The 19,200-nt window shown below is 61.8% G+C and carries 18 protein-coding genes and 1 pseudogene; 16 read left to right on the top strand and 3 right to left on the bottom strand.

Translation table 11 applies throughout. The features are described from left to right. The first annotated feature begins 149 nt into the window (after positions 1 to 149). The 6 genes from ASD05_RS06060 (at position 150) to ASD05_RS06035 (ending at position 8,265) form a co-directional block, all read left to right on the top strand. Positions 150 to 1,784: a PLP-dependent aminotransferase family protein gene (locus tag ASD05_RS06060; RefSeq protein ID WP_082571979.1), complete on the top strand. Its 1,635-nt coding sequence runs from the start codon at positions 150 to 152 to the stop codon at positions 1,782 to 1,784. Positions 1,785 to 1,867: 83 nt separating this feature from the next. Continuing rightward, a complete protein-coding gene (locus ASD05_RS06055; RefSeq protein WP_056589100.1) occupies positions 1,868 to 2,629 on the top strand; it encodes an aspartate/glutamate racemase family protein in 762 nt (253 codons plus the stop codon). 88 nt (positions 2,630 to 2,717) lie between these two features. Next, on the top strand, positions 2,718 to 4,259 hold the full coding sequence (gene ilvA / locus ASD05_RS06050; protein ID WP_056589095.1) for a threonine ammonia-lyase, biosynthetic: 1,542 nt from the start codon (positions 2,718 to 2,720) through the stop codon (positions 4,257 to 4,259). Positions 4,260 to 4,797: 538 nt separating this feature from the next. Beyond that, the gene (locus ASD05_RS06045) at positions 4,798 to 6,015 is read left to right on the top strand and encodes a CaiB/BaiF CoA transferase family protein (RefSeq protein ID WP_056589092.1); all 1,218 of its coding nucleotides are present in this window, start codon (positions 4,798 to 4,800) and stop codon (positions 6,013 to 6,015) included. Next, on the top strand, positions 6,012 to 6,758 hold the full coding sequence (locus tag ASD05_RS06040) for an enoyl-CoA hydratase/isomerase family protein (RefSeq protein ID WP_082571978.1): 747 nt from the start codon (positions 6,012 to 6,014) through the stop codon (positions 6,756 to 6,758). Before ASD05_RS06045 ends, ASD05_RS06040 begins: the two co-directional genes overlap by 4 nt. Positions 6,759 to 6,945: 187 nt before the next feature. Beyond that, the gene (locus ASD05_RS06035; RefSeq protein ID WP_082571977.1) at positions 6,946 to 8,265 is read left to right on the top strand and encodes an MFS transporter; all 1,320 of its coding nucleotides are present in this window, start codon (positions 6,946 to 6,948) and stop codon (positions 8,263 to 8,265) included. Between the two features lie 655 nt (positions 8,266 to 8,920). Here ASD05_RS06035 and ASD05_RS06030 read toward each other — a convergent pair. Then, the gene (locus tag ASD05_RS06030; protein WP_162248879.1) at positions 8,921 to 9,139 is read right to left on the bottom strand and encodes a cupin domain-containing protein; all 219 of its coding nucleotides are present in this window, start codon (positions 9,137 to 9,139) and stop codon (positions 8,921 to 8,923) included. Between the two features lie 203 nt (positions 9,140 to 9,342). On the opposite strand from ASD05_RS06030, the gene ASD05_RS06025 reads away from it, so the two are divergent. From ASD05_RS06025 to proC, 5 genes are all read left to right on the top strand, one after another. Beyond that, positions 9,343 to 10,437 carry an Ldh family oxidoreductase gene (locus tag ASD05_RS06025; RefSeq protein ID WP_200955394.1) on the top strand — a complete coding sequence of 365 codons (1,095 nt, stop codon included), beginning with the start codon at positions 9,343 to 9,345 and terminating at the stop codon, positions 10,435 to 10,437. Positions 10,438 to 10,439: 2 nt separating this feature from the next. Then, entirely contained in the window at positions 10,440 to 11,108 is a 669-nt protein-coding gene (locus ASD05_RS06020) for a pyridoxamine 5'-phosphate oxidase family protein (RefSeq protein WP_056589074.1), read from the top strand. 340 nt (positions 11,109 to 11,448) lie between these two features. After that, positions 11,449 to 11,898, top strand: coding sequence for a CoA transferase (locus ASD05_RS31030; RefSeq protein WP_414930038.1), 450 nt, complete (start codon positions 11,449 to 11,451; stop codon positions 11,896 to 11,898). Then, complete coding sequence (locus tag ASD05_RS29950) at positions 11,787 to 12,035, top strand: tripartite tricarboxylate transporter substrate-binding protein (protein ID WP_157609965.1); 249 nt, start codon at positions 11,787 to 11,789, stop codon at positions 12,033 to 12,035. The genes ASD05_RS31030 and ASD05_RS29950 overlap by 112 nt, the downstream gene beginning before the upstream one ends. Continuing rightward, positions 12,032 to 12,877, top strand: a complete 846-nt coding sequence (proC, locus tag ASD05_RS06010; protein ID WP_082571974.1) for a pyrroline-5-carboxylate reductase — start codon at positions 12,032 to 12,034, stop codon at positions 12,875 to 12,877. Before ASD05_RS29950 ends, proC begins: the two co-directional genes overlap by 4 nt. A 186-nt stretch (positions 12,878 to 13,063) precedes the next feature. Here proC and ASD05_RS29945 read toward each other — a convergent pair whose 3' ends face one another. Further along, complete coding sequence (locus ASD05_RS29945) at positions 13,064 to 13,276, bottom strand: hypothetical protein (protein WP_157609963.1); 213 nt, start codon at positions 13,274 to 13,276, stop codon at positions 13,064 to 13,066. Between the two features lie 165 nt (positions 13,277 to 13,441). Beyond that, positions 13,442 to 14,050 (bottom strand): TetR/AcrR family transcriptional regulator, encoded by a 609-nt coding sequence (locus ASD05_RS06005; RefSeq protein WP_056589064.1) that lies wholly within the window; start codon positions 14,048 to 14,050, stop codon positions 13,442 to 13,444. Between the two features lie 219 nt (positions 14,051 to 14,269). Here ASD05_RS06005 and ASD05_RS06000 point away from each other — a divergent pair, with 219 nt between their 5' ends. From ASD05_RS06000 to ASD05_RS29940, 5 genes and pseudogenes are all read left to right on the top strand, one after another. Then, the gene (locus tag ASD05_RS06000) at positions 14,270 to 15,058 is read left to right on the top strand and encodes an SDR family NAD(P)-dependent oxidoreductase (protein WP_056589063.1); all 789 of its coding nucleotides are present in this window, start codon (positions 14,270 to 14,272) and stop codon (positions 15,056 to 15,058) included. A 152-nt stretch (positions 15,059 to 15,210) separates the two neighbouring features. Next, positions 15,211 to 16,059: an alpha/beta fold hydrolase gene (locus tag ASD05_RS05995; RefSeq protein ID WP_413748081.1), complete on the top strand. Its 849-nt coding sequence runs from the start codon at positions 15,211 to 15,213 to the stop codon at positions 16,057 to 16,059. A gap of 66 nt (positions 16,060 to 16,125) precedes the next feature. Further along, positions 16,126 to 16,971 carry an alpha/beta fold hydrolase gene (locus tag ASD05_RS05990; RefSeq protein WP_056589055.1) on the top strand — a complete coding sequence of 282 codons (846 nt, stop codon included), beginning with the start codon at positions 16,126 to 16,128 and terminating at the stop codon, positions 16,969 to 16,971. A 66-nt stretch (positions 16,972 to 17,037) separates the two neighbouring features. After that, on the top strand, positions 17,038 to 17,436 hold the full coding sequence (locus ASD05_RS05985) for a hypothetical protein (RefSeq protein WP_056589051.1): 399 nt from the start codon (positions 17,038 to 17,040) through the stop codon (positions 17,434 to 17,436). Positions 17,437 to 17,538: 102 nt separating this feature from the next. After that, a pseudogene (locus ASD05_RS29940) lies at positions 17,539 to 19,152 on the top strand (GMC oxidoreductase); the annotation flags it as partial. Positions 19,153 to 19,200 lie beyond the last annotated feature (48 nt).

Here is a 19,200-nt window from a genome sequence, read left to right as displayed (position 1 = left end):
GGCAGGCCTCACGGAGGCGGTTTCACTCATCATTTCTCCTTGGATCGCGGCAGGGCGCATAACAGAATCCCCCCACGTCGAGCCACTTAACGTCGTCCGTCATATAAGTGGCATGCCACTTGCGTCATCAGCGAGCCACACTCGGCAACATGCCGAAGCCTCTTGGCGCATTCTTAACGGTGAACAGCGCGATGAACGGGCCACTTTCAATCGATGAATCGAACCACTTCGGTGCACAGCCCAAGCCCCGGCGACGGCGAGCGCGGGCATCCAGGGCACGCCTGCTCGAGACCCTGGTGATCAACCGGCAAAGCCCGGTGACCGTGGTGGACCAGGTTGCCACCGGAATTGAACACCTGATCGTCACCGGCGGCCTGAAATCAGGCGACCTCCTGCCGTCGACGCGCGAGCTCGCCCGAACGCTGGACATCGGCAGGGCCACTGCGCTCAGCGTCATCGCCAGGCTCAGCGCGGAGGGGTTCGTCGAGACCCGCGTCGGCTCTGGCTCCCGAGTGCGCGAGCGATCGGCCGACTTGTTGACCGGGAGTGCCGCGCCCGCGCCAAGCGTGCTCAAGCGCAGCCATGTGCCGGGCGCCGTGGCCATCCAGCAGCAGGTTGCCTTGCTGGACACCTTGCCAAAGCATGTCTCGCGCAGTACCAGTTTGATGGATTTGCAAAGCCTGTCGGTGGCTACGCCTTTCGCTCCAGGGATGCCGGCAATTGATCAGTTCCCGTATCACTCCTGGAGCGACTTCTGTGCAAAGGCCTGGAAGCACGCAACGTCCGCCATGCTGGAAACTCGCGACCCGGCCGGCTACAGGCCGCTTCGGGAGGCGCTATCTGGCTACCTTGCGAGTGCTCGTGGAGTACGTTGTACAGCGGACCAGATCATCATTGTGTCTGGTGCTCAACACGCGTTCGACCTGACCTTGCGCGTGCTGACGCAGCCGGGTGACCGGGTGCTAATCGAGGATCCCGGATTTCTTGGCGCCAGAAATGCGATGTTGTCGGCAGGCTTGAATCTGAGAGGCATCCCGCTGGATGAAGAAGGTGTCATGGTGCCGGATGACAACGGCGGCGCCAAGCTGCTCTACACCACCCCGTCGCACCAGTATCCGATGGGTAGGACCATGAGCCTCGCGCGCCGCCGGGCACTCCTCGAGTGGGCGCGCCGGACATCCTGCTTCATCTTTGAAGACGACTACAGCAGCGAATTTCGGTATGACGGCAAGCCTTTGCCCTCCCTGCAGGGGGCTGACGAGTACAGCCGGGTGATCTACGCTGGAACGTTCAACAAGATCATGTTTCCGTCCCTGAGGCTGGGTTACCTCGTCGTCCCGGAAGAACTCGTTGATGTTTTCCTGGGTATCCGAACCTGGTCGGACGGCTGTCCTCCGGGCGTGATCCAGGCTGCCATGCTCCAGTTCATCGAGCGGGGAGCTTTTTACTCGCACATCCGTCGGTTGCGAGAGATCTACACAGCACGCCACTCGCTGCTGTGCGAGCTGATCTCCCAGAGGATGGGACTGATGCTGTCGGTCATCTCGGATCCGGCTGGACTGAACCTCGCGGCGGTCGCGAAGCGCCCGATGGACGACGTGGCCCTCTCACGCCGTGCTCGCAATGCGAATATCGTCTGTCCGCCCCTGTCTCAGTACTTCGTCCATGTGGAACCGCAATGTGGGTTTCAGTTTGGCTTTGCTTCAAGCAACGAGGCTCAGATGAAGGCGGCCATCGACCGGCTCGAAGTGGTCTGGGGCCAAGGCGCATCGACTGCTGCTTAACTGGTCTGAGAAACTGGCGCGAAGTGGCCTGCAGCAGGAGGCCTTCGGTGCATACGCTTCTCGGATCACGAAGGGAACAGCTTATGCTTCAGACTCGAATTGGCTACGAACTTGCTCAAGATGACACAGAGGCACGCCGCCTAGCGCTGATCGTGCTACGCACGGACCGCACCATCGAGGGCGAAGTGCGATCAAGCCTTCCGACCTCGCAGCCCACCTCTCTGTACCACAGCCGCATCTACAACGACTTCGAGATCTCTGCCGCGACTTTGGAAGCCATGTCGGACCTGCTGCAGCCGACGGCGGCCTTGATCCCCGCCGAGTTCAAGCCGCATGTGGTGGCTTACGGCTGCACGTCGGCCACGATGCTTCTGGGAGAGCAACGGGTCGCAAGCATCATTCGCCAAGCGCATCCAGGCGTGGAGGTGACCGAACCAGTTACTGCTTGTATTGCAGCATGTAGGTCTCTGGGCATGAAGAAGATCAAGCTGGTCACTCCGTACGAGAGTACGGTGAACCGGAAAATTGTGGACGGACTGCGCGCCCGCGGGCTGGACGTGGACTCCGTGGTCTCTTTCGAAGAGCCCGATGATCTGAAGGTGGGCGGGATTTCCACGAACAGCGTGGTCGAGGCCGCCGTCAATGCGGGCAGTGGAGTGAAGTCGGACGTCGATGGTGTCTTCATCTCATGCACCACGCTGCCGACCTTCAGCGCCATTCCGATCATCGAGCGCCTCACGGGCAAGCCCGCGACTTCAAGCAATCATGCGCTGGCGTGGCACATGCAGAAGCTTGCCGGCATCAAGAAGTTCCAGAGCTCGCTCGGGCGCCTCTACGCAGACTAGCCGTGGCAGGCGTCCTCCGACGGAGTTCCCGCCTCTTGCGACATGCTTCGCCGCCGCACCTTCATCCGTGAGAACACCGTCACCTCTGATGCTCGACCTCAACGAATACTTGAATAGGATCCTCACGGCCCGTGTGTACGACGTGGCCGTGGAAACTCCTTTGCAGCCTGCCAGAGAGTTGTCGAGCCGGCTCGGCAATCAGGTTCTCCTGAAGCGCGAAGACCAGCAAGCCGTGTTCAGCTTCAAGCTCCGCGGCGCCTACAACAAGATCGCACAGTTGTCGCCCGAGGAGATGCGTCGCGGAGTGATCTGTGCCTCTGCGGGCAACCATGCTCAAGGTGTCGCACTTGCCGCGCGGCGCTTGGGCGCGACCGCAGTCGTCGTCATGCCTTTTACGGCGCCGCGCGTCAAGATCGAGGCGGTCAAGGGACTGGGGGGCACCGTGGTGCTGCACGGGGAGAGCTACTCCGAGGCATACGCTCATGCCCTGGAACTACAGGAGGCAGGCGGGTTGACGTTTGTGCATCCCTTCGACGACCCCGATGTGATCGCCGGGCAAGGCACAGTAGGGATGGAGATCCTGAGGCAGCATCAAGCGCCGCTGCAAGCCGTGTTCGTGCCAGTCGGCGGCGGCGGGTTGATCGCTGGCGTCGCTGCGTACGTCAAGGCGCTCCGCCCGGAGGTTCAAGTGATCGGGGTGCAGACCGTCGACTCGGATGCCATGGCGCGATCGGCTCTAGCTCGCAAACGCGTCACACTGGGCGACGTGGGCTTGTTCTCGGATGGAACGGCCGTGAAGCACGTGGGCGCGGAGACCTTTCGCATCGCCAGCAGTCTTGTGGACGACTATGTGACGGTGGATACGGACTCCATCTGTGCGGCGATCAAGGATGTATTCACGGACACTCGCAGCATCGTGGAACCGGCCGGGGCGCTGGCAGTGGCCGCCGTGAAGCAGTACGTCAAGCAGCGAAAGACGCGCGGAGAGACGTATGTAGCCATTCTCAGCGGCGCCAACATGAACTTCGACAGGCTTCGGTTCGTTGCGGAACGGGCGGAGATCGGTGAAGAGCGGGAGGGCCTGCTCGCGGTCACGCTTCCCGAATCACCTGGAAGCCTGTTGCGCTTGTGCAAGACCATCGAAACCTTGTCCGGCCCCGCCCGCAGCATCAAAGAACTTAAGTACCGTGTATGCGACGCCAACGAGGCCTCGGTGCTGGTCGGGTTGACGATCCACTCCGCAGGGGAAACCACACGCGTTGCAGAAGTCCTAATGCAGGCTGGCTTCTACGCTCAAGATCTGACACACGATGAAATGGCCAAGGAGCACATGCGTCACATGGTTGGAGGGCGCTCGCCGCTCGCTACGGGCGAGCGTGTGCTGCAGTTTGTCTTTCCAGAGCGTCCGGGTGCCTTAATGCAATTTCTCTCGTCTTTGCCGTTTAACTGGAACATCACGATGTTTCACTACCGCGACCAAGGCGCCGACTATGGCCGGGTGTTGGTTGGCTTACAGGCGCCTAACCTAACCGAGGACGATTTCCGTAGTGTTTTAGAGAGAGTGAGCTATCCGCATGAGGAACTGACATCAGCTCCTTCCTACCGTTTTTTCCTGGGGCCACGCAGCTGAGAGCAAGATCAGCCGTCGCCGAGTGCTCGTGCAAGACCGATTTTTGCTGAGTCCCTAGTAACTCTGCTGATTGCCGTCCAGCCATACAGAACGCGATGGCGCCAGCCGCTGCCGTGTTTTGCTGAGGATCGCTCGATCATGGGTTACCAATCCGGACGACCATGGACTAGATTGGCAGGATCCGTCGGCTGCATGTAGCTGATTACTTCCACGTCGCAGTTACGGGCGGTTCAGGGCAAAACGTACGCCCACCACAGCCGACGATCACCGCGGCGCTCCCCCCTTAGTTCTCACTTAGACGTCGCGTGCTCACGCTACTTCGGTGCGGACCCGCCTGAACCTCGACGCAACACGCTGTAGTGCCGATGGGGTGTTTCTGAGGTGCCTTGTCTTCTGATGCGTCATCGCAAAGTGGCGTGGCCCAAAAACCATAAGTGGCTATTAAGTCGGCCAGTTCTCAACTTAATCTCAACCCGCACCAGCGTGATTGGCCCCAATCAAGAGCTCCCGAGGTGCCGACCGGATTCGAGACCAACAAATGATGTCAATGCCTAACGAGTCAGTCTTGGAGGGAGTGCTAGTTCTCGACGCGGCCACATACATTGCGGCGCCGTTGAGTGCGTCGATCCTTTCGGAATTCGGTGCACAGGTCATAAAGATCGAACATCCGCGTTCTGGGGATCCGCTACGGCAATTTGGGACGAAGGGGACTGATCCCAGTGCCTCCATGCAGTGGCTCAATGAGAATCGCAACAAGCGCTCCGTCACTCTGGATCTGAGCAAGCCGGAAGGCCGCGATCTGTTCATCGCCCTTGCGCAGCGAGCAGATGTAGTGGTCGAGAACTTCCGCCCCGGCACCTTTGAGCGCTGGGGCTTAGATTGGGAAACGCTGCACGCGGCCAACCGGCGTCTGGTGATGCTGCGTCTTTCGGCGTTTGGTCAGAATGGTCCCCTAAGAGAACACATCGGACTCGCACGCATTGCGCATGCATTCAGCGGCGTCCTGTCCATTAGCGGCGAAGTGGACCGCCCACCGGCAAACCCCGGGCCAACCTCGCTCGCAGATTACGTGGCAGGGGTCTATGGTGCACTAGGACTGATGCTGGCGCTGTTCGAGCGGGAGCGCTCTGGACTTGGGCAAGTCGTGGACTTGGCGCTCTATGAGCCCATGCTTAAGACGATGGACGAAGCATTTGCCGTGTTCAACCGCACCGGGTTCGTGCGTCAACGATTCGGATCGCAAGTTGCCACTGTTGCGCCAACGGCGAACTATGAGTGCGCTGACGGCCGCTTTGTCACCATTGGCGTACCGGACGACAAGATGTTCGCGCGCCTTTCCACCGCGATGTGCGCGTCGCATCTGGCGGACAGCAACTCTAAATTCGCCACCAACGCGCTGCGAGTCGAGCACAGGGACGAGATAGAGAGCATCGTGCGCACCTGGGTTCAGTCGCATGATCGCGACGCAGTGATCCGCCTGCTTCAGGAGAGCGATGTTCCTTGCGCGCCGATCCTAGACATAGCAGAAGTCGCGGCTCACCCCCAAGTAGCAGCCCGTGAAAACTTCGTGACGCGTCCAGACGGCGCCGGCGGTACGGTCACGATGCAAGCACCTGTTCCCAAACTGTCGCGAACACCTGGGCGTGTTGTCACATCGGGTCCATCGCTAGGTGAAGCGACTAGCGAGATCTTGCAACGATTGCTTGGACTGAGCGACTCGCAGCTTGCCGACTTGCGGTCAAAAAAAGTCATATGAGTTCGCTTTTTTATCGGCGTTCCACGCTCGAACTTCGCCGTTGCGACGGTGTGATGGTGGTGGCACTCAATCGTCCTGAGGCGCTTAACGCGATCAACCGCACGATGCGGGACGAGCTGCGCCAAACGCTCGACGAAACGCGGCGCGATCGTGATATCGCGGCTGTCGTGCTGACCGGCAATGGCAGAGCGTTTTGTGCCGGGCACGACGTCAAGGAGCTATTGGCCCTCTCACCATCCGCAGCGAACGCCATCATGCTGGAGATCGGTGACCTATACCGCGCTTTGCGCGCCTACCCGAAACCCTTGGTCACTGCCCTCAACGGACTTGCCCTCGGTGGCGGCGCGGCGCTGGCGCTTTTCTCCGACGCGCGCCTCGCGACCCCTCAGTTCGAACTCGGTTTTCCGGAGATTGACCGAGGGCTTGTTACAGCACTCGGACCTTGGCTGCTAGGGCTCTTCCTACCCCCGGCACTTGCACATCAGATTGTGCTCAGCGGCACGAGCCTGTCAGCTCAGCAATGCGTACATCGTGAACTTGTATCAGGAATTGTCGACCCGAGCGATTTGGTTTCGACCAGTGTCTCCAGCGCATTGTCGCTGGCAAAAAAACCACAAAGCACGTTCTCAATAACCAAGGCGCGCTTTGCGGCGGTGACCGAAAACGGATTTTGCGAGTCATTGGAAGCAGGGGCAAAAATGCAAGAGCTCGCGCAGGCGGCACGTGCCGCTGAGAGCGTATGACGACGTTGGCTTTGTTACCTCAATCAGTGCCAGCTCTCTGATTCTGTGTGGCTCTCCCAAGACCGGCCATTGACAACAATTTCGCGCTCAGTCAGCTATGCGTCTGAGCAAAGTGCTTTAGCGCCCCCTGTCAGGCCGTAACAGCAGCCTGTGCACGCGTGGCCACGTTCGATTAGCAGGAGAATGTATGAATAACGCGATACTAATTGACCAAGTTAATTACGAAAGTGTTCCTATTGAACGGGCACGATACAGGGCTGTATTGGCAAGCGGAATTGGTCACTTCTTGGAGTGGTTCGAATTCGCGACGTACGGCTATCTAGCAGTAATCTTTTCAAAAAACTTCTTTCATTTCGCTTCGGAGGGCACCTCGCTGTTGCTTTCCCTTGCGACGTTCGGCGTCGGGTTTGTCGCACGCCCACTCGGCGGCATCGTTTTGGGACAACTCGGCAATCGCTTAGGGCGGCGCTCATTGCTTGTCATGACGATGTGGACAATGGCAGTCGCAACCTTTGCGATTGGCTGCTTGCCAACTTACGACAGCATCGGGCTTTTTGCGCCTGGATTGCTCGTTGCGCTGCGCCTGATTCAGGGCTTTTCTCTCGGTGGCGAGTGGGCCGCGGCCGCCATGTATATGGTCGAGTGGGCACCGGAGTCGAAACGCGGGTTCTTCGGAAGCTTGAATCAGGTGTCCGGGGCGCTAGGGCTCCTGCTCGGTTCAGTCACCGTAGCGGTACTCAGCTCGGTCCTGACCCAGGAAGCGCTGACGTCTTGGGGATGGCGAGTCCCGTTTTTCTTTGCCGCATTGATCGGTCCGATTGCCGTATTCATTCGAAAACGGATTGGAGAAACACCCGTCTTCGAAAAAATGAAGGCGGAGCGCGCTTCGGGCAAGAAACCAGTCGCTGGAGCGAATCAGTCGCGTAAGCTGAAAGGTTCCGCTGTAACGTTCTGTTTGGCCGCGTGCTGGGCACTCCTTTTTTACATCGTGATGAGCTTTATGCCCACGTTCCTCCAGAAGCAAGTGAAGATTTCTGCATCAGACACATTCTGGATTACAAGCATCGGGATTGTTGCTTTGTGTCTATCGACTCCGATAATGGGGGCGCTGTCGGATCGAGTGGGGCGTCGCCCCGTATTGTTCGTGGGCTGTCTCGCCTTTACGCTATTACCTTATTTCTTGTTTTCGTATTTGTTGGCAGGAGTCGACTTTCGAGATGCGGTGATCGTCCAAGTCATTCTGGCGTTGATGCTGTCTCTCTTTTGTGGGCCAGGCACAGCCACGATGACTGAGATCTTTCCGACCGAACTTAGGGCCGGCTGGATGTCGTCTGTCTACGGTGTATCTGTCGCGATCGCCGGGGGATTTGCACCGATGATTGCTACGTGGCTCATCGGTGTCACGGGCTCGGCAATTGCGCCCACAATACTGGTCGCGGTATTCGCGTTGATCGGCATCGTCACCGTAGTCGCCATGCGTGAAACTGCCTTTGCCGAGCTGGCATGATGGGACGGACATCTCTGATTTTCAGTTCGTCGCAGTATGCACAGTAATTGTTCGCCTCTTCCGCCTCGATGTCAGCAAGAGGACTCGAACGATAATGCGTCGACTATGTCATTGAGCTGGCTCAGGCTGGGGCGTCCATTCCGAATCTTCGCGTTCAAAAAGCAATTTTCAGCGCCACCTCGCAGCCCGGTTTGGCAGAAATTTATAAAGCGCTCCCACAGCGCGACGTATTGGATTAAGACCTGCCGCAGAGTTTTCCTCTTCTCAAAACCGAATTCCACTATTGTGGGAAAGACAACATTTAAGGTTTATGTTGGCTGTGGCGGCGCCGTGTGCATCGTGGACGAGCCGAAGCGAGACTGCGTTGGAGATCACGACGCACTGCCGTCGATGGGCCAGCGCCACTTGAGCCACGGACGCCCGGGCTCTGCGCATGCGGCCAGCACTTGCCGCTTCAGTTCGGCCGCGTGGCGCCGCCGGCCGCTGCCGTGTTGACGCTCAGGGAGCGCTCAATCGCGAGTCGATCGATTGGTCGATCCGGATGGCCGTTTTCCGGCAGAAACCGATGCTCGGGTTCGAGGGGCCCAATGCCAGACGGCTCATAGGCGGAATAGCGCGGATGGAGGTCACCCGAAGGAGTTGACCGGCGTCACTATCACGAAGAGCCGCGCGGGTGAAGGCCCACGTTCTTGCCGCTGTGTGGCTGTTCGCAAGAGAAGTGGACACAGTCGCCTGGCTCGAGCACCAGCATTTTGTCGCCGATTCGGAATTCAAACCGCCCGTCCAACAGGTACAGCATTTCCTCGCCTGCGTGCGTCAGGACCTCCGGGTTCATCGGCTCGCCGACCGGGTAGACCAGTTCAAAAGCGCTCATCTGCTGATCGATGAGCTCTCCACTCATGAGGTGGTACGAGTATCCCCGAGCAGTGAGTGACGGTTCGCCACCGCGGTCCTCCTGGGACTACTACAAGGTGGTTGCCACCGTCCCTGCGGAGCAAGCGTTCCAGCCGCTCGGTGCCAGTGCGTGCCCGCTGGTCAAGAAGTAATCAGTTTCCAACCCGTTCCAAGGAGAAAAAAGTGAGCGATTCCATCCGAATGAAACTCGACGAGGTCCACGAGCTCGCAACAACGCTGTTGCTCGCCCAGGGCTTCAACCAAGCCCACGCCAACGCCATCGCCAACACGGTGACTGCGGCCGAGCGCGACGAGTGCCGCCATCACGGCTTGTTCCGCATTCCCTTCTACGTCAATGCGTTGCGCGCTGGGCAAGCTTCCGGTGATGCGGAGCCGACAGTCGACGACCTTGCACCAGCCGTGGTGCGAGTCGATGCCCACTATGGCTTTTCACCACTGGCGCTGGAAGTCGGCGATGAGCTCCTCGCCAAGCGGGCGCAGGAGACGGGCATCGCTGCACTGGCCGTCAACAACGCCCTCAACGTGGCGGCCTTGTGGCCAGAGGTCGAGCGCCTGGCGAACCGTGGCTTGGTCGCGTTCGCGTTTGTCGCCGCAGCGCCCTACGTTGCGCCGCATGGCGGCACCAAGCCGCTTTACGGCACCAATCCTATGGCCTTCGCCTGGCCTCGACTCAACAAACCGCCGATGGTCTTCGACCAAGCTTCAAGTGCAAGTGCGCGTGGCGAAATCCAGGTTCGTCTGCGTGATGGCAAGCCGCTGCCCGAAGGCTGGGCGGTAGGCCCGGACGGGAAGCCGACAACGGACCCGAAGGCCGCTCTTGCCGGCGCCCAGCTGCCGTTCGGCGGTGTCAAGGGCGCTTCCATCGCGATGATGGTCGAGTTGCTCGCAGGTCCGCTGGTCGGTGATCTGCTGAGCTACGAGTCCGGCGAGAAGGATGCCGCGAACACCGGCGCGCCATGCGGCGGCGAGCTGATCATTGCCATCGACCCCGTTCGATGCCTCAAGAACGGCAACCGCAAGGCGCAGTTGGAACATGGGGAGCGACTGTTCAGCAAGATCCTCGAGCAGGAGGGAACGCGCCTGCCGTCGCAGCGGCGGTATGAAGCTCGCGCACGTACGGCAGTGGAGGGCGTCACCGTGCCGAAGTCGCTGTACGACACGCTGAAGCTGTTCAGCACGGGCACCTACGTGCGGCAGGAAAATGCCTACGAAGGCGATGATCTGCTGCGCGGAAAGCCGGCGAAGGCTGTGGCGTGAACATGGCCAACGCGAGCCAAGCCTCTGAGTACGGGCCAACGCCGCGTACCCAAGTTCGACGTCGGCCGGAGCGGGCCAGCTACGACCGCGAGCTGGTTCACTCGATCATCGACGAAGCGATCGTCTGTCACGTGAGCTTCCTTTACGAAGGGGAGCCGTGCATCATTCCGACGACGATCCTTCGCATCGATGAAGACATCTATCTCCACGGCAGCCCGACGAATCGAATGCTGTGCGTCCTCGCTCAAGGTGTACCGGCTGCCATCGCCGTCACCCACATCGATGCTGTTGTGGCGGGGCGGTCCGGGTTCGGTTGCAGCGTGGACTATCGATCCGCCATCATCTATTCCAGCGGGCAACTCGTGGAGGGACCGCACAAGGCGGAGATCGTCGACAGCGTGATTCAGTCGGTCGTGCCGGGTCATCGGGTGCGTGCGCCAAAGCAAAAGGAGCTCGACGCCACGATGGTGCTGCGCTTCCCAATAGTCGAGGTCTCTGCAAAAGTCCGCGACCTCGGCGTGCGCGACTACGAAGAGGACCTGGAACTGGACTTGTGGGCCGGCACGATACCGTTGCGCGTCGTGGCCGGAGCACCGGTCAATGCGCCGGATCTGCGGCCGGGCATCAGGACTCCGGATTACGCGCTGAACTACCAACGCGGCAGGGGCTAATCGCGGTTTCGCTTACCGCGCACAAGGACCAGCATGTGCATTCGCGGCGTACGGAGGTCCGCTGCGCCGGCGTGCCCCGGCGCCCGGCCGCCGCCTCGACAAGGGCGCCGCTTGACTATCGGAACCAAGCAGCGGTTCCGGACCATCAACGCTATTCGGACAACTGGCGCGCGATGAGTGAATCAACGCGAAGACGCCTGGTGCATTGGTCCGACGATGGGCGCTTCCCCAACGTCGAGCAACGGCGTCCGGACCAGACTGGTTGTCGCCAACCAGCTCGTTGCCTGACGCAAGACGCGAAAGAGCCGGTCGGGTGTTTCAAGAGGTGCATCGCCCGCAGATGCCGTCTCGCAAAGTGGCACCGTCCGAAAGCCATAAGTGGCTAGTAGGTCTGCGAATTGCCAGCCTAAGCTCAACCCGCGCCAGAGTGATTGGCACTCCGATCAAAAGATCGCGAGGTGGCGATCTTCCTCGAAACCCACAACGTATGTCATTGCCTAACGCCTCTGTCTTGGAGGGTGTTCTCGTTCTCGATGCGGCCATCTACATTGCGGCGGCGTTGAGCGCGGCGATCCTCTCGGAGTTCGGCGCTCAAGTGATCAAGATCGAACACCCGTGCTCCGGGGATCCGCTGCGGCGCTTCGGAACGAGGGGGACTGATCCCGGCGCCTCCGTGCAGTGGCTCAACGAGAGCCGCAACAAGCGGTCGGTCCCGCAAATACGCCGGCGGCCATCAAGGACTACTTGGCCAAGGAGATTCTGGCAGTTCTGCAGGAACCCGCCGTGCTGAAAGAGCTGCGCGATCGCACGATGGTGATCACGCCGCAATCTGCCGCCCAGTTCTCGCGGTTCCTGAGTGACGAAGAAGCGCGCTGGACCAGCCTCATCAAGGCCAAGAACATCCGAATCGACAACACTAGCCCATGACCACCGACCCGTACGCCCGCGCTCAACCTTCTCCATACGCAGGCCTTCGCCTGGGCATCATCGGAGGAGGCAATATGGCGCGGGCTATCCTTGGGGGGCTCCTGCGGAATGGCCTGGATCCAGCGCAGGTGACAGTCGTGGAGCCCCATGGCGACGCGCGTGCGCGGCTCGGTACGGAGCTTGGGATCTCTGCTGACGCCGAGCCAAGTGGCAGATTGAAGAGCTGCACCGCCGTGCTGTGGGCCGTCAAGCCTCAAGCCTTTGCGGAGGCGAGCGCGCCTGTCCTCAAATATCTCGCTGAACCGCTGCACATCAGCGTCATCGCAGGGCTGGGAGTCGAATCCCTTCAGAGCCAGTTGGGTTCGGGTCGCGTCATTCGCTGTATGCCGAATACGCCAGCGGCCGTCGGAGCGGGGATTGCCGGGTGCATTGCTGCTGGGGAAGCGTCAGAGTCCGATCGACGAGTCGCCGACGATCTGCTGCGGCCAACGGGGGAGGTTCTTTGGCTCAACTCAGACGCGGATCTGGACCGCGTGACGGCAATCTCGGGGTCTGGGCCGGCGTACCTTCTCTACGTCATCGAGGCTGTCATCGACGGCGGCGTAAGAATCGGGCTTCCGAAAGAGGTGGCCCGCCGGCTTGCGATTGCCACGGTCGTCGGCACCGGTGTGCTGGCGCGAAGTTCGAATGAGGAGATCTCTGAACTTCGCGGTCAGGTGACATCCAAAGGGGGCACCACGGCAGCGGCGATCGATGTATTGAGCTCCGCAGGAGTGCACGACGCAGTTTGCGCTGCCGTGGAGAGCGCTCACCTCAGGGCGCGGCAGCTCTCGGCGATGTAGCCGTCCGGATCGAAAGTATTTCCGGCCCAACGACGGAAGGCCTGGGCTCCTGCCTCAGAGCGGCGCGTTCACCATGCTTCAACATGACGAGTATCTGAAGAGGATGCTTCAGGCGCAGGTGTTGGAATCCGCCGAGCTCTGATCGGCGGAATTCAACAGGTCGAATACAGCGTCCCCCTCGGAGAATCACTGAAGGCGCCGTTCCAAGCGCTGTTCCAGTGGTCGGTTGCGAACGCGCAGGAAATCGAGGCAGCAAAGAAACGGTTCGACCTCTCCATCGCGGGTGGCGAGCCTGCGGATGGCGCCGTCGAAGGCGCCGACGACTGACGAGCACCCGCAGCTGCTTTCGACAGGCGTGCCTTCATGCTCACGCTCGAGGTTCAGCGGCGCGATCGACACCTTTGAACTGTTCGATCATGTGAGCTAATTGGCAGCGCTCATGGGAGCGGCCTGCCTAGCCACGCGTAGCAGTACGCGATCGCTCAGTAACCAGGCCGGTGACGACGATCTCGACGACGCCGTCACCCGAGAACCTGACTGGTGGTGCAAACGTGTCCGCGAGCCTCAGGAACGGCGGCTAGTCTTGTTCTTGCGTCCAGCGACCTTCGGTGCCGCGGACGCAAGGAGTGCGTCGCGGCAAACCGCCAGGAATTCATCGGCCAGAGGCGAGTCGTCGGGACACGCTCGCGACATGACGATGGCGCCCACGGCATGCGCCAGCGCGTCCAGGGTCTTGGCTCGCGCCTGGCCAGCATCTGCTGAACCCGACGCCGCGCGCTGGCTGGTCAGTGCGGCGACGAGGTCTTCGACGCCGGCCGCAAACGCGATTCTCACGGTCTCGGGCTGGCGTGCGGTATCCCCTCCAAGGGCCGCCATCGTGCAGCCGGTAGCCCGTGAGTCTCGGTGCTCTCGCGAGAGGTATTGCTCCACGAACTCCACCGGGCCAACACCATCGGTCATCGCAACGGTCTGCGCGATGCCGCACGCCGTCGATTCCGCAATCAGGTCGGCCTTGGATTCGAACTGCTTGTAGAAGCCGCCATGGGTGAACCCCGCAGCCGCCATCAGGTCGGCCACGCCAACCCCGTCGTATCCGTGCTCACGAAACAGCGTGGACGCCGTCTCGACGACGTGCGCCCGGTTTGCCTGAGCCTGTGCCTTGGTGACCTTCATTCTTCGACAACTGTGAGTTCGTTCCTGAACAAGCCCACTATACATTGATGTCGATCATCATCCAATACTTGACATGTTGGATTATGATCATCATCATTGAGCCATCGACAGTTTCCAGCCCTCGCGCCAGAGCCAGCTCGCTCGGCTCTCGGACTCGACAGCAGGAACTTCGAAGCGTTGCGCCCGCGCTTGCGGCCCCCTTCCAGCAGGAAACCGATCATGTCCATCCTCCCTACCGTCCTCATCACCGGCGCCTCCACGGGCATCGGCGCCACCTACGCCGAGCGCTTCGCGCAGCGCGGCCACGACCTCGTGCTCGTTGCCCGCGACAGATCGCGGCTGGAGGCGCTCGCCGCCCGCCTTCGCACCCAGCACCACATCGCAGTCGACCTGATGCCGGCCGACCTGACGCAGCAAGCCGACCTGGCCGCGGTGGAAGCCCGGCTGCGCGACGATGCCCGCATCGGGATCCTCATCAACAACGCCGGCATGGCGCAATCAGGCGGCTTCCTGCAGCAGAACGCTGACGGCGTCGACCGCCTCATCGCGCTCAACATCACCGCGCTGACGCGTCTCGCGGCCGCCGTTGCCCCGCGCTTTGCGCAGTCCGGCACGGGCTCCATCGTCAACATCGGCTCGGTCGTCGGCTTCGCCCCTGAATTCGCCATGTCGATCTACGGGGCGACCAAGGCGTTCGTCCTGTTCCTGTCGCAAGGCCTGAACCTCGAGCTTTCATCCAAGGGCGTGTACGTGCAGGCGGTACTGCCCGCGGGGACCCGCACGGAGATCTGGGAGCGTGCCGGGATCGACGTCAATTCGCTCACCGACCTGATGGAAGTGGGCGACCTGGTCGATGCGGCCCTCGTCGGCTTCGATCGCCGCGAACTGGTCACGATCCCGCCATTGCAAGTCGCCGGTCGCTGGGACGCGCTGGATGCCGCTCGCCAAGGCTTGCTCTCGGACATTCGCCAGGCGCAGGTGGCCGAACGCTATCGCTCGCAAAGCTGACCGCCTCCCACCCCATCCAACCCTGCAAAACTGCCATGACTTCATCTCCGCTGAGATCCAGCCTCTACGCCCTGGCGCTTTGTGCCGTGCTTGTGTCGCCGCATGCCGAGGCCAACGGCGCCCTCTCAACGGATGCGAGCCCTTCGAGGGCCATGGGTGTTCGGCCGGTGACCTGGAAAGAGGTCCCGACGCAGTTCGTCTCTGCAGGCGGCGTGGACTTCGCGTACCGGGAACTCGGTCAGCGCAACGGCGGCGTCCCCGTCGTGCTGCTCGTCCACCTGGCCGCTGTCATGGACAACTGGGATCCGCGCGTGGTGGATGGCCTGGCCGCGAAACACCACGTGATCGCCTTCGACAATCGCGGCATCGGATCGTCGAGCGGCAAGCCGGCCAACACGATGGAACAGATGGCCGACGACGCCATCACGTTCATCAAGGCCAGGGGATTCAAGCAAGTCGACCTCTTCGGCTTCTCGATGGGCGGGATGATCTCGCAGGAGATCGTGCTGAAGGAGCCGCAGCTGGTGCGCAGGATGATTCTTGCGGGCACCGGTCCGGCCGGCGGCGAGGGCATTAGCACGGTGGCGGGCGTGGCGAACTACGACCTGATGCGCGCGAAGCTCACCGGGCAAGACCCGAAGCAGTACCTGTTCTTCACGCGCACGCCCAACGGTATCGAGGCCGGGAAGGCCTTCCTGAAGCGCCTGCAGGAGCGTACGTACAACCGCGACGCGGAGATCGCGATCGGCGCCTATGTCGCGCAGCTCCAGGCGCTCAGCGCGTGGGGGCAAAAGGCGCCGGCAGACCTCTCGGTCGTGAAGCAACCCGTCCTGGTGGTCAACGGCGATGCGGATCGAATGGTTCCGACCCCCAACTCGCACGACCTTGCACGGCGCCTGCCCAACAGCCAGCTGATCATCTATCCCGATGCTGGCCACGGCGGCGTCTTCCAGTACCAGGAAGACTTCGTGCCCAAGGCCCTGGCCTTTCTCGCGAACTGAACCTCCGGGCGAGAAGGTACGCAAGCGCACTCACGGCGCAAATCTCCTGGTTTCAAAGGCAAGCACATGACTGACACGCACCTGACCGCACCCACGCGCTTCGTGGAAGTCGGCGGCACCCGATTCGCCTATCGCCGCTGGGGCAATGGAGCTGCTTCGCAGCCTCCGATGCTGTTCCTGCAGCACTTCCGCGGTGGCATGGATCACTGGGACCCGTTGATGACCGACGGCCTGGCCACCGGGCGTGAGGTGATCTTGTACAACGGCCGAGGTCTTGCCTCGTCCACCGGGGCGCCGCGCACCCGGATCGAGGATATGGCCGATGACGCCGCGGCGGTGATCCGGGCCCTGGGCCTGCGCCAGGTCGACGTGCTGGGCTTTTCGCTGGGCGGCTTCCAGGCCCTGGACCTCACGTGGCGCCACCCCGACCTGGTGCGCAAGCTGATGCTGCTGGGCACCGGGCCGCGCGGAGGCAACCCCGAAATGGAAGAGCGTGTGCTGACCACGGCCGTCAACCCGACGCCCACCTTCGAGGACTTTCGCTACCTGTTCTTCGGCCGGTCGGACCAGGCTGAACACGCCGCTCGGGCGTTCTGGGAGCGGCGTCACCAGCGGGTGGATCAGGACCCGCCGAGCTCTTTGGCGCTGATGCAGGGCCAGATCGAGGCCAACGTGCTGTACCTGCCCCGGCTGCAAGAGGACGACCCTTTCGCCTACCTGCGCGGCATCCACCAGCCCACGTTCATCCTCAATGGCGTGCACGACGTGATGGTGCCGACCATCAACTCGTTCTACATGGCGCGCAACCTGCCCAACGCGCAGTTGTTCATCTACCCCGATGCCGGCCATGGGCCTCAGTTCCAGTACCCGCAGCGGTTCCTGCAGCACGCGGTGCAGTTCCTGAGCGAATGACGGCCAGCGCCGCCGCCGCCCCCAGCGTCGCTTGATGTCAACCACCTTCTTCGAAGAGAGAACGCCATGTTCAAGTTCAAGTTCCTGTTGTGGGCCTTTGCACAACTGCTGCAGCGAAAGATCCGCAGCAACGCAGAGTGCGCCCGCTACCTCGGCGACAGGAAGCTCGTCTTCCAGATCCGCACAGCCTCAGGCGCTGGCCGCTGGTACGTCATTCAGAACGGCACCGTTCGCTCCTTCGCCGGCCTGGCCGACAACGCGGCGTTCACGTTCACCTTCTCGAATGCGGCCAAGGGCTTCGAGATCCTGTCGGCCAAGGACGCACAGCTCGCGTTTCTGCGCGGGGTGGGCAGCAAGGATCTGGTCGTGAGCGGCGACTTCCGCGAAGTGATGTGGTTCCAAGGTCTGACCGCCTACCTGCAGCCGCCCAAGGTCGTCACGCCCTGGGAGCGCAGCCCGTTCTGACAGCCGCTGGACCTGGCGCGCACGCACGCGCCAGGCCGGCAACACAACAACAAACGGAGACAAACCATGACGACATCGCCGGGAGCTGCCGTGCCCGACCCCATGCTGCACGCCGCGCATGCAGACACAGCGCCCTATGACTTCGACCACATCGTGATCGGCTCGGGCTTCGGTGGCAGCGTCTCTGCCCTGCGGCTGTCGGAGAAGGGCTACACCGTGGGCGTCATGGAAATGGGGCGACGCTGGAAGCCTGAAGACTTCCCCAAGTCGAACTGGGATGCACGACGCTATTTCTGGCGGCCGGGTCTTCGCATGTTCGGCTTCTTCAACATGCGGCTGTTCCGCCACGTCGTGGTGATGTGCGGCAACGCTGTCGGCGGCGGCTCGATCGCGTATGCCAGCGCCTTGCTCAAACCATCGCCGGAGGTGTGGGACCAGGGCTCCTGGGCCGGCCTGCAGGATTGGAAGCGGCTCATGCCAGCGCACTACGCCACCGCCGAACGCATGCTCGGTGTGGCCGACAACACGCTGCTGAGCGAGGCCGACCGGCGGCTCGAAAAACTTGCGCGCCTGGCCGGAGTAGGGGACAGCTATTACGCCGGCCGTTCGGGCACCTTCTTTCCGCCCCCCGGCGAACGCGGTGGCAAGACCTACCCCGACCCGTACTTCGGCGGCGAAGGCCCGGAGCGCAGTACCTGCATTGGCTGCGGCGGCTGCCTGGTGGGCTGCAGGCATAACGCCAAGAACTCGCTCGACAAGAACTACCTCTACCTCGCCGAGCGGCGCGGCGCCCAGGTCTTTGCGGAAACGCGGGTGGTCGATGTTCGTCCACTGAACGGCAAGCCCGATGGCAGCGACGGCTACGAAATTCACACCGAGTCGTCGACCGCGCTCTTCGACAAGCGGCGGCGCGTCTTTCGCTGCCGCACCGTGTTGTTTGCCGCGTCGTCGCTGGGTACGGTGGAACTGCTGCTGAGGCTGAAGGAAGGTGGCTCGCTGCCGCGACTCAGCGATGATCTGGGCAAGCGCATCCGCACCAACGCGGAATCTCTCCTCGGTCTGCGCTTCCCCGGGCGCGAGCCCAGCATGTCACCGGGCATCGCAGGCGGTGCCGCCCTCTACCTCGACCGGCATACCCATGTCGGCGTCGTGCGCTACGCAGAGGGCATGGATGGCACCAGCCTGCTGATGACGGTGATGCGCGGCGCCGCATCGGGCTGGAGACGCATCCCGGCATGGCTCTGGCGCATGCTGCGCCATCCGCTGCAGGCGCTGCGGGTCCACAACCCGATCGGCTTTGCGCGCCAGACCATGCTCTTCGTGGTCATGCAGAACAAGGAAGGCCACATCGACCTGCGCCTGCGTCGCCCCTGGTACTGGCCGTTCGGCAAACAACTGAGCACCGAGGGGGCGCCGATTCCCGCCCACATTCCAGAGGCGAACGCCTTCGTCGAACGTGCGGCCAAGGCCCTCGGCGGCCTTCCCATGTCGCTGCTCACCGAAACCCTGTTCAACGTTCCCACAACGGCCCATTGCATGGGCGGTTGTGCGATGGCACAGACCGCCGAGCACGGCGTGATGGACGCCCGCAACCGCGTGTTCGGCTACCAGAACATGCTGATCTGCGACGGCTCCATGCTCAGCGCCAACCTGGGCGTGAACCCGAGCCTGACCATCGCGGCGATGACGGAGCTCGCCATGTCCCACATCCCGGCCAAGTCATCTCCCAACCCCGTTCACGACACATCACGCAGCGACATGCCC

It is taken from the genome of Variovorax sp. Root434, assembly GCF_001426595.1.
In the GTDB taxonomy this organism is placed as follows: Bacteria; Pseudomonadota; Gammaproteobacteria; order Burkholderiales; family Burkholderiaceae_C; genus Variovorax.
The sequence above is the reverse complement of the archived record's forward strand: the minus strand, read 5'-3'. Positions and strand labels throughout refer to the sequence as shown.

What these genes read in the sequence shown, in the direction of transcription:
- ASD05_RS06060 (WP_082571979.1), top strand. Translation starts at nt 150, where the DNA reads ATGCCGAAGCCTCTTGGCGCATTCTTAACGGTGAACAGCGCGATGAAC.
- ASD05_RS06055 (WP_056589100.1), top strand. Translation starts at nt 1,868, where the DNA reads ATGCTTCAGACTCGAATTGGCTACGAACTTGCTCAAGATGACACAGAG.
- ilvA (WP_056589095.1), top strand. Translation starts at nt 2,718, where the DNA reads ATGCTCGACCTCAACGAATACTTGAATAGGATCCTCACGGCCCGTGTG.
- ASD05_RS06045 (WP_056589092.1), top strand. Translation starts at nt 4,798, where the DNA reads ATGATGTCAATGCCTAACGAGTCAGTCTTGGAGGGAGTGCTAGTTCTC.
- ASD05_RS06040 (WP_082571978.1), top strand. Translation starts at nt 6,012, where the DNA reads ATGAGTTCGCTTTTTTATCGGCGTTCCACGCTCGAACTTCGCCGTTGC.
- ASD05_RS06035 (WP_082571977.1), top strand. Translation starts at nt 6,946, where the DNA reads ATGAATAACGCGATACTAATTGACCAAGTTAATTACGAAAGTGTTCCT.
- ASD05_RS06030 (WP_162248879.1), bottom strand. Translation starts at nt 9,139, where the DNA reads ATGAGCGCTTTTGAACTGGTCTACCCGGTCGGCGAGCCGATGAACCCG.
- ASD05_RS06020 (WP_056589074.1), top strand. Translation starts at nt 10,440, where the DNA reads ATGGCCAACGCGAGCCAAGCCTCTGAGTACGGGCCAACGCCGCGTACC.
- ASD05_RS31030 (WP_414930038.1), top strand. Translation starts at nt 11,449, where the DNA reads ATGCCGTCTCGCAAAGTGGCACCGTCCGAAAGCCATAAGTGGCTAGTA.
- proC (WP_082571974.1), top strand. Translation starts at nt 12,032, where the DNA reads ATGACCACCGACCCGTACGCCCGCGCTCAACCTTCTCCATACGCAGGC.
- ASD05_RS06005 (WP_056589064.1), bottom strand. Translation starts at nt 14,050, where the DNA reads ATGAAGGTCACCAAGGCACAGGCTCAGGCAAACCGGGCGCACGTCGTC.
- ASD05_RS06000 (WP_056589063.1), top strand. Translation starts at nt 14,270, where the DNA reads ATGTCCATCCTCCCTACCGTCCTCATCACCGGCGCCTCCACGGGCATC.
- ASD05_RS05995 (WP_413748081.1), top strand. Translation starts at nt 15,211, where the DNA reads ATGGGTGTTCGGCCGGTGACCTGGAAAGAGGTCCCGACGCAGTTCGTC.
- ASD05_RS05990 (WP_056589055.1), top strand. Translation starts at nt 16,126, where the DNA reads ATGACTGACACGCACCTGACCGCACCCACGCGCTTCGTGGAAGTCGGC.
- ASD05_RS05985 (WP_056589051.1), top strand. Translation starts at nt 17,038, where the DNA reads ATGTTCAAGTTCAAGTTCCTGTTGTGGGCCTTTGCACAACTGCTGCAG.